This window comes from Lysobacterales bacterium (genome assembly GCA_016721845.1).
Taxonomy (GTDB): domain Bacteria; phylum Pseudomonadota; class Gammaproteobacteria; order Xanthomonadales; family Ahniellaceae; genus JADKHK01.
The window spans coordinates 109,354-120,886 of sequence record JADKHK010000008.1 but is presented as its reverse complement, the minus strand read 5'-3'; the positions used below and the strand labels follow the sequence as shown (position 1 = coordinate 120,886).

Sequence of the window (11,533 nt, the reverse complement as noted above, 5' to 3'; positions counted from 1 at the left end):
AAGTGATTCAGCGCCAGACTTGGCCTGAACCGCCTGGCATTGGACTCGTGTTAAAAGCGCTGGCGGCTTCTAGCCCGCAGCACTGCGCACCGGCACGGGCTGTTGCGGCCAGCGTTTGAGGATGCTGGCCTTGAGGCCGGCGGCATCGAGGCCGACTTGATGCAGCAGCTGTTCGCGCGACATGTGTTCGATGAAGGTGTCGGGCAGGCCGAGGTGCAAGATGGGGGTATTGAGGCCGTGGGCCGAGAGCAGTTCGGCGACCGCGCTGCCGGCGCCGCCCATGATCGCGTTGTCTTCGACGGTGACGATGCCGGCATGCGTGCGTGCCAATTCGAGCACGAGTTTTTCGTCGAGCGGCTTGATGTAGCGCATGTTGACCACGGTCGCATCGAGTTCCTGGCCGACCTGCTGGGCCGGCGTCACCATCGCGCCGAAGGCCAGGATCGCCAGCCCGCGCCCGCGTCGGCGGACCTCCGCTTCGCCGATCGGCAACCCGTCGAGTTCGGCCGAGACCGCGACCCCGGGACCACTGCCGCGCGGATAACGCACCGCCGCCGGACCGGGATGGCGATAGCCGGTGGTGAGCATGCGTCGGCATTCGGCTTCGTCGGCCGGCGCCATCACCAGCATGTTCGGAATGCAGCGCAGGAAACTCAGGTCGAAACTGCCGGCATGGGTGGCACCATCCGGACCAACGACGCCACCGCGATCGATCGCGAACAGCACGTCGAGATTCTGCAGCGCCACGTCATGGATCAACTGGTCGTAGCCGCGCTGCAGAAAGGTCGAATAGATCGCGACCACCGGCTTCAGGCCCTCGCAGGCCATGCCGGCGGCGAGCGTGACGGCGTGCTGCTCGGCGATCGCGACATCGAAATACTGCTGCGGAAATTCCTGCGAAAAACGCACCAGGCCGGAACCTTCGCGCATCGCCGGGGTGATCCCGGCGAGCTTGCCGTCGGTTGCGGCCATGTCGCACAACCAGTCGCCGAACACCTGCGTGTACGTGGGTTTCGCCGGCCCCGGCTTCTTGACGACGCCGACACTCGGATCGAACGGACCGACCGCGTGATACTCGATCTGGTCGCCCTCGGCGCGCTCGTAACCCTTGCCTTTCCTGGTGATCACGTGCAGCAACTGCGGCCCGCGCTGCTCCTTCATCGTCGCCAGCGTGCGCACCAGTTGCGGCAGGTCGTGGCCATCGACCGGACCGACGTAGTGGAAGCCCATTTCCTCGAACAGCGTCGAAGGCAGGGCCATGCCCTTCCAGTGTTCTTCCCAGCGTTTCAGGAAACGCCCGACCCGGCTCGAGCGCGGGAACAGCTTCTTGCCGCCTTCGCGCAGTGCGGTATAGGTCGGTCCGGCGAGCAGGCGCGCATACATCTTGGTCAGGCCGCCGACGTTTTCGCTGATCGACATCTGGTTGTCGTTCAGCACCACCAGCAGGTCCGGCTCCGGCACCAGTCCGCCGGCATGATTCAGCGCCTCGTAAGCCATGCCCGCAGTCATCGCGCCATCACCGATCACGGCGACCACGCGGCGCGGATCGTTCTGGCGCTGCAAGGCCACGGCCATGCCGAGTGCGGCCGAAATCGAGGTCGAGGAATGACCGACGCCGAAGGTGTCGTAGTCGCTTTCCTCGCGGCGCGGAAACGGGGCGACGCCGTCCTTCTGCTTGACCGTATGGATGCGGTCGCGCCGCCCGGTCAGGATCTTGTGCGGATAACACTGGTGCCCGACATCCCAGACCAAGCGGTCATTCGGCGTGTCGTAGAGATAGTGCAGGGCCACGGTCAGCTCGATCACACCGAGCCCGGCCGCGAAATGCCCGCCGGACTGCGCCACCGAATCGATCAGATAGCCGCGCAGCTCCTCGGCGATCGCCGGCAGGTCGGACTCGGGGAAGCGGCGCAGATCACCGGGGACGGTGATTTGCGCCAGCCGCGGATAGCGCTGGGCATCGATCATGGACAGGATGAGATCAGGGAATGCCGGCGATTGTCCGGCGAAGCCCTAGACAGAGCAAGGCAAATGCCGGGCAATGGCGGTCCGGCATTCAGTCGCCCGGGTGATAACGGCGCTGTGCGCGGCGATCGACCTCGTCGCGATAGAAGGCGACTTCCTTGAACCGACGCTCGGCATAACGTTCGGCCTGATCGGCGAAATGCCTTGATGCCGGATCACCGCTTTGACCGCCCGCGAGCAGGCTTTTCGCCTTCACGCGCGGGCCGAATTCGACCGCAGCGACGAAACTGTTGCCCTTCTGGCCGTAGATGCGCTTCGTGCCGGCGCCCGGCACGGCGCCGAACGCGGCGAGCGCCCCCCAGCTGCCCGAGGCCATGGCCACCGGCAGGCTGGGCTTGGCATCGTCATGCGTTTGCTCGATCGCCCCGTCGAGGCGCTGGTAGCGGTTCACCTCGCCCCACGGCACGGCCCAGGTGCCGAAGTCGGCCTGCAGTTTCGACACGGTGGCCGCGAATGCCGCCAATCGGTCGGCAGCTGCGCTCTCGCGCCCGGCCCATTCGACCTCGGCCATCGTCACGAAACCCGCCGCCGAGAGCCGCTGTTGCAGCATCGCGACGCCGTAGAAATGCGCCAGCGTCATCGCCACCGAATCGAGCGCAACCTTGCGGTCCCAGCGCCGCAGCACGGCGATCGGCCGTTCCAGCTGCGGCCAGCGCTTGGCATCGTGGTCATACGCGGTGAACAGGCCCGGCAACAGCACTTCGAACGCGGGCAATTCGGGGTCGTAGGCCAGATCGATCAGGCCATCGAGCGTCAGGTCCTTCGCATCCGTCAGCAAGCGCACGGCATGGATGGCGCGATAGGTTTCCGCATCCGGTGCCATGTAGGCCGGATAGTCCTCGCGCTTCGGGCTGAACGCGAGTGCGGCAGTGAACGGCGTCGAGTTGCAGTTCTGGATCCAGCCGTTGCCAGGATTGAGCAGCGTGATCATCTCGTCGAGCGCATGCACGCCGGCCCAGTCGGTGCGCGGGTCGCTGCCGTCCACGGGCTTCGAATAATCGAACGCAGGATCGCGCTTCGGCATGAAATTGCCGTGGAAGTAGGCGATGTTGCCGGAGGCGTCCGCGTACACGGTGTTGTTCGAGGAGTTGTTGCGGATCTGCATCATGTCGCGGAACCCGACGTAGTCGCGCTGCTTCATGCGCAGGTAACTCTGGCGCAGCGCATCGACCGGATGCCAGTTGATACGTGTGGTCGCCCAATGCCCGTCGATCACGTGCGTCACCGGCCCCTGATGGGTGCGATACACCGGAAAGCTGCGGCTGCGCAGCGTGTCGCCGTCGCGGTAATTCAGGGTGACGTCGAAGGTTTCGAGCGTGCGCAACACGTCACCGTAGCGGTACTTGAGCGCATCGCCGTCGCGCACGACCTGCTGCACGTACTCGTCCATGAAATCGGCGCGGGTCGTCGTGTGCATCCAGCCGGTGGTCTCGTTGAACCCCTGGTAGACGAAGAATTGTCCCCAGGTCACCGCGCCGTAGACGTTCAATCCTTCCTCGCTGACGACATGGACTTCGCCACGGAAGAAGAACGACGTATGCGGATTGATCAGCAGCATGGCGTGGCCGGAGCGCGTGCGACTGCCGGAAATCGCCCAGCCGTTCGAACCCGACGGTTCGGTGAATTCCGGTGTCGACAGCATCGCGACCGATGCCGCGATCGGCGGCGTCACCGCAGCCGCTTGCACCATCGGCACATCCGCTTCGTTCGCACGCCCGCGCCCGTAGAAGGCCGCGATGCCGTCGAGCGGGACCGATTCGATGTCGCCGCCGATCGAGCCCTCGAAGAAGTAGAACGGCATCCATGGCTCGAAGCGCGTCAGCCGCTGCGGCTTCACGTCGGGATGCGTGGCGAGGTAGAAGTTCAGGCCGTCGGCGAAGGCGCGGCAGAGTTCACGCAACCATTCCGGCGCCGCTGCGTAGGCGGCTTCGGCTTCGGCTCGGGTCATGTACAGATTGGCGCGCAAGTCGCTGTATAGCGCGGATTCGCCCTGCACTTCCGCCAACCTTCCCATCGCCCACAGATAATTGCGCTCGATGCGCGGAAAGTCGTCTTCGGCCTGGGCATAAAGCAGGCCGAAGACCGCATCGGCATCGGTCTTGCCGTAGATGTGCGGCACGCCGTAGTCGTCGCGAATGATCTCGACGCGTTGCGCCTGCGCCTGCCAGCGCGCGCCCTCGGACATCGCGACCGCAACCGGCGCATCGGGCACCGGATCGGGTCGGGTGGCACACCCAGTCAGCGCCGCGGCCACGAGCAACATCCGCATCCATCCGCTTGCATGCCGCATCGCCCACTCCCCAGTCCTGAAGGTCCGCACGATAGCCGTTCGTGACCCACCGACACAGTGGGCTGCGACGATCCGGTCCGATTGCGGAGAAATTGCGGATTCGGCCGGACCGCGCTTCCGGTGATCGCGAGCCGCGGCTATCGTCGCTGCGCATGCGTCTATGGCAACGACTATTCCTGGTGATCGCCGGTGTCGGCTCGGTGGCCGTCGTCGCGGTGTTGTTCGCCCAGCAACAGGCGTTCCGAAACGGTTTCGTCGATTATCTCAACACGCTGGAAGCGCAGCGGGTCGAGCAGATCCGTGATCGCCTGATCGATTACTACCGCCAGGACCCGCAGTGGTGGTCGATGCGCAGCGACCCGCGACGCTGGGCCGAACTCAGCGGTCTGCCGCTGCCGCAGCGCGCGCTGCGTCCGGGCATGAACGAGGACGACGCGCCCTTTCCGCCACGTCGCGGCGACCGCCCCGAGTTGCGCCCGTCACCGCCCGGCGATGATCCGCAACGTCCGCGCCCACCGCGCGGTGGTGGCGTCGAACTCGGCGGACGACTGCAGTTGTTCGATGCCTCGGGCGAACGGGTCGCCGGTGCCCCGCAGGTGCCGCCGGATGCGCAGCTCGCCCGCTGGCCCTTGATCGTGGACGGTGCCAGCGTTGGCGAACTGCGCCTCGCGACCATTACCGCACCGGCCGCCGAACTCGACCAGGAATTCGCGCGCTCGCAATCTCGGCGCGGACTGTGGACCGCTGCGCTGCTGCTGCCGCTGGCCTTGCTCGCGGCCTATCTGTTCGCGCGCCTCGCGCTGCGTCCCCTGTCGAACTTCGCGCAGGGCTTCCATGAACTGGCGAGCGGTCGCTACGACAGCCGCATCGATGCCCCGCGCCGCGACGAATTCGGCGCGCTGGCTGCCGACTTCAACCGCCTCGCCGAAAGCCTGGAACGACAGCGCAGCAGCCAGCGCGACTACATCGCCGATGTCGCGCACGAACTGCGCACGCCGATCGGTATCCTGCGCGGCGAATTGCATGCGCTGGAGGATGGTGTGCGACCGCTGGACCGCGCCGCGATCGATTCGCTGTCCGGCGAAGTCACACGACTGACACGCCTGGTCGAAGACCTGCACCTGCTCGCACAAAGCGACACCGGCGCGCTGAACTACCGCATGCAAGTCGTCGATCTGGCCGAGTTGATGCGCGATGCCGCCGAGACCTGGCGACCGCAATACGAACGCGGCGGACTGCCGCTGACGCTGGATGTGCGCAGCGATCCGGCCTGGATCGACGGCGATGACCAGCGCCTGATGCAGCTGCTGAACAATCTGCTCGGCAACAGTTTGCGCTACACGGATGCACCCGGCCGCGTCGAGATCGCGCTCAAGCGCAGTGGTCGCGACTGGCAGCTGACGATCGCCGATTCCGCACCCGGCGTACCGGCCGATGCGCTGCCGAAATTGTTCGAGCGCCTGTATCGGGTCGACACCTCGCGCGCGCGCAGCCACGGTGGTGCCGGCCTCGGGCTCGCCATCGCAGAACGCATCGTCGAAGCGCATCGCGGTCGCATCGGCGCCAGCGCGAGCATGCTCGGCGGACTTGCCATCCGCGTCGAATTCCCGGCGGCCAACGCGCCATGAACCCGATGCCGATGCATGTGCTGATCGTCGAGGACGAGCCCAAGCTCGCCGCCCTGCTCACCGACTATCTGCAACGCGATGGCTACGTCTGTACCACCGTGCACGACGGTGGCGCGGCGATCGAACGGATTCGCGCGATCGACCCGGCCATCGTGCTGCTGGACCTGATGTTGCCGAACAAGGACGGTTACGCGATCTGTCGCGAGCTGCGCGCGTTTTCGACGGTGCCGGTGATCATGCTGACCGCGCGCGTCGACGAGATCGACCGCCTGCTCGGCCTCGAACTCGGCGCCGACGATTACCTGTGCAAACCCTACTCGCCGCGCGAAGTCGTGGCCCGCGTGCGCGCGCTGCTGCGGCGCACGCGCCAGTGGTCCGCCCTGCCCGCCAACGCCGACCCGTTGCAACTCGACCACGAGCGCTTCGAAGCGCGCATCGACGGCCACGCCCTCGCCCTGACCCCGGTCGAATTCCGCCTGCTCGCCAAGCTGCACGACAAGCCCGGCCACGTGCTGTCGCGTGCGCAGCTGCTGGACGCGATCTACGTCGATCATCGCGTCGTATCCGACCGCACCGTCGACTCGCACATCAAGAACCTCCGCCGCAAGCTCGCCGAAGCCCGCCCGGACTTCGATCCGGTGAACTCGGTCTATGGCGTCGGCTATCGCTACGAAGTTTGATGCGACCGACAGCACCCCAGCGCCGCCCGATCAATGCATCGCCGCAACGCTGCATTTCCCGATGAACTTTCTTGACCCACCCCAACCCCGCCGACCAAACTCCCGCGAGATCCCGACGATTTCGTCGGAGAACTGGCGTTAGGCCCACATGGTTGCGCTTTCGCAAACTCAGCTTGTAGACGACCTCAGCAAAATCCTTCCAGAGTTCGTTGCCGTTTGGGCGGCCGACAACGAGGAGGTAGAGTTTAGAAGCGGTTCGCTTCACTCGGTTTACATGTCCTTCCTACCCTTGTTTTCGGCTTCGGCGCTGACGCAGCATCAATGGCGACAAGTCGCCGATCTCTTCAGTCGCGAGGTAGCTGCGGGTGGTGATCGAGAGAATGCCGTGGATACCTGCGTTTTGGAACACTTGCATCAAGTAAAGCTCAATCGGGTGCTGCGGCCCCTACTTAGTCCTGCCGCCAAGGCTCTCGTGCGGGCCTAACTATGTGTCTATGGACTCCTCCCCTACGTCAACCTGATTGATCCTGTTCTGCTTCATCACGGGTGGATCGGCGCAGTCGTCTATCCGTTCTCGAAGTGGCGGGATCATTCGCCGGGACATCATGGAATCCGCAGGTGCGGGGCCTATCGTTCGAGCGACCTCAGGGTCGACATAGTTTTCAGCCTTGCCGCAATTCCGCCAAGCCGCTGGTGCCGATTTACGAGAGATCAGAATTGCCACATTTCCATCGCAACTATTTGCTGACCTCGGGCGTGATCCTGGCGTTCGGTGGCCTTGTCCACCTTGCCGCAATCTTCGGCGGGCCGGACTGGTACGCGTTTCTCGGTGCACCGGCGGGTTTGGTCGCCTTGGCGGATACCGATTCGCTGCGCCCTGCGATCAGCTGCGTTGTCATCGCCCTGATGCTGTTCGCATGTGCGGCCTATGCATGCTCTGGCGCCGGGGTCATTCGCAAGCTGCCTGCGCTGCGGGGCGCGCTCGCGCTGATTGGTCTCGGGCTCGTCGCGCGCGGCTTGCTGTTTGTTCCCTTGGCGGCATGGCGTCCGCACGTGCTTTCGGGTCTTTGTGGCAAGTGTGAGGAGGCTGGCCTGTTCCTTGTCGCCACGTCGGCGCTTTGCCTGTTTGTCGGCGGCGGCTACCTGTTCGGTGCGATGCGCGCCCGGCATCGCTGACCGGTATCGATCCGCACGCAACCTCCACACTTTCTCCATCGTGGCTGGCATTTCGCAGGTCAATGTGGGTGCTACCGAGTGGTTCGGTGACTGCGGAGCGTTGCGATGAAACTGATGAATTCCCTGATGTTCGGTGTCGCGTTGGCGATGTCGACCGTGGCGTGGGCACAGCCGCCGCGTCCGGAAGAGGCAGTGGCCCAACTCGGGCTGAGCCCGGAATTGCGCGAGCAAGTGCTGGCGACGTTTGCGGCAGCGCGCAGCAAGCACGAGGCCTTGCGCGAAGGCGCCGAGGCGCAGCGTGCGGCGAACGATGCCGCGTTCTGCGCGATCCGTTCGGAGACGCAGGCGGCGCTCGCGAAGATCCTGAGCAAGGAACAACTGGATGCGTTGAATGCGGCGATGCGCCCGCCGCGTCGCCCGGAGGAAGGTGGCGAACGCGGCGGCATGCGCGGCGACGGGCCGCATGGAATGCCGCAAGGCGAACGCGGCGGACCCGAGCACATGCGCGGCGGTCGCGACGGCCGACCGGACGGCGAACGTCGCCCGCCGCCGCCACCGCGTTGCGATGATGCACCCGCATCGAATCCACCGAAGGACGCATGAACATGCACGCGCGCGCAGGTTTGAGCAGCATCCTGCTGATCGCGGCGTTCGGCGCCGCCGCCCAGCATCGCGTCGTCAACTTCGAATCCGCCCACGTGCATCCGCTGGAACGCACGCCGGACGGCACCACGCTCCTGGCGGTGAACACCGCCGATGCGCGCCTGGAAGTCTTCGCCTTCGATGCGAATGCGCAGCCGATCGCGAGCCGCAGCATTCCGGTCGGACTCGATCCGGTCAGCGTGCGTGCCCGCAACGACAACGACATCTGGGTGGTGAATCAGTTGTCCGACACGATCAGCGTGATCGACCTCGCCAGCGGCCGCGTGCGCGCAACGCTTGCGACCGGCGACAAGCCGGCCGATGTGATCTTCGCCGGCACACCCGAACGCGCCTACGTCAGCGTGGCCGGCCGCAACCAGTTGCGCATCTACGACCCGGCCAATCTGGCCGCTGCGCCGACCATCATCAATCTCGAGGGCGAAGAGCCGCGTGCCCTCGCGCGCAGTGCCGATGGCAGCCGCGTCTATGTCGCGTTCTTCGAATCGGGCAATGGCTCGTCGATCGTCGGCATCAACCAGGTGTCGAATCCGAACGGCCCCTATGCCGGACAGAATCCGCCGCCGAACAATGGCAACAGCTTCAGCCCGGCCCTGAATCCGGCGAATCCGCCGGCACCGACTGCGGCGCAGATCATCCGTGTCGACGACCAGGGCGTCTGGCGCGACGACAATGGTCGCGACTGGAGCACGCTCGCACCCGGCCGCCTGCATGATCACGATGTCGCGATCGTCGACACCGCGACGCAAGGCATCACCTATGCGGACCGCTTGATGACCACGGTGATGGCCCTCGGCGTCGCACCGGATGGCCGTGTCTCGGCGATCGGCACCGAAGCAACCAACGAGATCCGCTTCGAACCGAACCTGACCTCGCGCTTCATCCGCGTGCGCCTCGGCCGCTTCGATCCGACGACACCGACGAGCAAGAGCATCGCCGATCTGAATCCGCACCTCGACTACGGCCAGACCACGACCACGCCCGAAGGTCGTGCGCAGTCGCTCGGCGATCCGCGCGGCATCGTGTTCGCAGCCGACGGCAGCGCCTGGATCAGCGGCATGGGCTCGAATCACGTGATCCGTGCCGCCACCGACGGTACGCGCCAAGCCCGCGTGAATGTCGGCCAAGGTCCGACCGGCCTGGTGCTGTCGGCGGATGGCAGCAAGCTCTACGTGCTGAACAAGTTCGACGGCTCGATCTCGACCATCGACACCGCGACGAACACGGAAGCATCCCGTCTCGCCTATTTCGATCCGACCCCGCCGGCGATCAAGCAGGGCCGTCCGCTGCTGTATGACACGCAGGCCTCGAGCGGGCTCGGTCAAGTCGCCTGCGCCAGTTGCCATCTCGATGCGAAGAGCGACTTTCTGGCCTGGGATCTCGGCGATCCGTCCGGCAGCATGAAGGCCTTCAACCAGACCTGCCGGCCGAACCAGGTCTGCGATAACTGGCACCCGATGAAGGGACCGATGGTCACTCAGGCGCTCAGCGGCATCGTCGGCAACGGCGCGATGCACTGGCGCGGCGACCGCGAAAGCGTCGCCGCCTTTGCACCCGCGTACGTCAGCCTGCAGGGTCGGGCCAGCGCGCCGGGGGCCGCCGACATGGCGAAGCTCGAAGCCTTCCTCGCGAACGTCGCCTATGCGCCGAATCCGAACCGCAACGCCGACGGCGCGATGCCGACCACGGTGAACGTGACCGGCGGCACCGGCAATCCCGCCAATGGCCAGACCGTCTTCACCAATCAGCCGACGCTGGGCCCGACGCCTTGCATCAGTTGCCACAGTCTGCCGACCGGCACCAGCAACCAGATCGACAACCCGCCCGGGCTGCCGCTGGCGCCACAGCCGGTGAAGACCGCGCAACTGCGTGGCCTCAACGAGAAGACCGGCTGGAACCGCGCCTCGAACAACAACCGCAAGGGTTTCGGTTTCAACAGCGATTCCGAGTTCGATACCCTGTTCGCGCTGCTCGGTGCCGGCTTCAATTTCGGTCCGAACAATCCGCAACAACTGCGCCGCGACGTCGAGGCGTTCCTGCTGGTGTTCGACACCGGCACCCACGGCGCGGTCGGCCAGCAGATCCTGTTCAATGGCGCGAACAATGCCGATGTCACGCTGACGACGCGACTGGACAGCTTCGTGACTCTGGCGAATGCCGGCAGCATCGGCCTGATTGCCAAGGCCCGCGTCGGCGGCGAGTCGCGCGGCTACGTGTACGCGACACAAGGCGTGCTGCTCGGCGACCGCGAACATGCGCCGACCACGGTCGATGCGCTGCGGACGGCCGCCGCGAACGGCAGCGAAGTGGTGTTCACGGTGGTGCCGGCCTTCACGCAATACCGCGCCGGCGTCGAACGCGATGGCGACGGCTGGTTCGACGCCGACGAAACCGATCACGGTGCCAATCCGGCCAACGCATCCTCGCAGCCGACCTCGTTCTGCCGGGCCGACTACGACGGCAACGACGTGCTCGACAGCAGCGATGCCGATGCCTTCCGTGCCGCACATGCCGCCGGCCATCCGCGCGCGAACTGGAACTGGTCACTCGCCACCAATGGCCTGCCCAGCGTCGATGCGGCCGATCTCGCGGCCTTCGAAGCAGCCTACGCCGAAGGCTGCGGGCAAACGGTATTCGGCAACGGCTTCGAGTGAATGTCCGGTTCGGACGGGAATCGTCGTTCCCCCTGATGCAGACCGCGCGACCGGTTCCCCTGCCGCCGCGTGGCCAGCATCGTCAACTCCAATCCCCTTCGGGCGCACGGATGCGCCCCTTTCTTTCAGGACCTGCCATGACCCTCCTCCGCCCGCTCCTGTTCGCCCTCAGCCTGAGCCTCGCCATGACCCAAGCACATGCCACTGATGCCACCACGTTCGACAGCGCAGCCGAAGCCCTGCTGGTGAAGAGTCGCGACGCCAAGTCCGGCCTGTCGATTCACGTCAACGGCCAGGTCATCGGCGCGTATGTCGTCGAGATCGGCAAGGACGTGATCATCGCCGCGAATCGCGAGAACGCCCGTATCGTCATTCGTCGCGACCGCATCGACGCCGTCGCTGGCAACTGACGCGCGCCGC

8 protein-coding genes are annotated in these 11,533 nt (G+C 65.6%); 6 read left to right on the top strand and 2 right to left on the bottom strand.

Going from position 1 to position 11,533, the window contains the following annotated elements; genetic code table 11:
- Positions 1–69: 69 nt before the first annotated feature.
- Positions 70–1,968 carry a 1-deoxy-D-xylulose-5-phosphate synthase gene (gene dxs / locus IPP28_06035; protein MBL0040601.1) on the bottom strand — a complete coding sequence of 633 codons (1,899 nt, stop codon included), beginning with the start codon at positions 1,966–1,968 and terminating at the stop codon, positions 70–72.
- Between the two features lie 88 nt (positions 1,969–2,056).
- Positions 2,057–4,288 carry a penicillin acylase family protein gene (locus IPP28_06030; GenBank protein ID MBL0040600.1) on the bottom strand — a complete coding sequence of 744 codons (2,232 nt, stop codon included), beginning with the start codon at positions 4,286–4,288 and terminating at the stop codon, positions 2,057–2,059.
- A gap of 179 nt (positions 4,289–4,467) precedes the next feature.
- On the opposite strand from IPP28_06030, the gene IPP28_06025 reads away from it, so the two are divergent.
- From IPP28_06025 to IPP28_06000, 6 genes are all read left to right on the top strand, one after another.
- Positions 4,468–5,943 carry a HAMP domain-containing protein gene (locus IPP28_06025; GenBank protein ID MBL0040599.1) on the top strand — a complete coding sequence of 492 codons (1,476 nt, stop codon included), beginning with the start codon at positions 4,468–4,470 and terminating at the stop codon, positions 5,941–5,943.
- Positions 5,940–6,623, top strand: coding sequence for a response regulator (locus IPP28_06020; GenBank protein MBL0040598.1), 684 nt, complete (start codon positions 5,940–5,942; stop codon positions 6,621–6,623). Before IPP28_06025 ends, IPP28_06020 begins: the two co-directional genes overlap by 4 nt.
- Before the next feature lie 579 nt (positions 6,624–7,202).
- A complete protein-coding gene (locus tag IPP28_06015; protein MBL0040597.1) occupies positions 7,203–7,799 on the top strand; it encodes a hypothetical protein in 597 nt (198 codons plus the stop codon).
- A gap of 105 nt (positions 7,800–7,904) precedes the next feature.
- Positions 7,905–8,402, top strand: a complete 498-nt coding sequence (locus IPP28_06010) for a hypothetical protein (GenBank protein ID MBL0040596.1) — start codon at positions 7,905–7,907, stop codon at positions 8,400–8,402.
- Complete coding sequence (locus IPP28_06005) at positions 8,399–11,113, top strand: beta-propeller fold lactonase family protein (protein ID MBL0040595.1); 2,715 nt, start codon at positions 8,399–8,401, stop codon at positions 11,111–11,113. The genes IPP28_06010 and IPP28_06005 overlap by 4 nt, the downstream gene beginning before the upstream one ends.
- A 137-nt stretch (positions 11,114–11,250) precedes the next feature.
- Positions 11,251–11,523, top strand: coding sequence for a hypothetical protein (locus IPP28_06000; protein ID MBL0040594.1), 273 nt, complete (start codon positions 11,251–11,253; stop codon positions 11,521–11,523).
- Positions 11,524–11,533 lie beyond the last annotated feature (10 nt).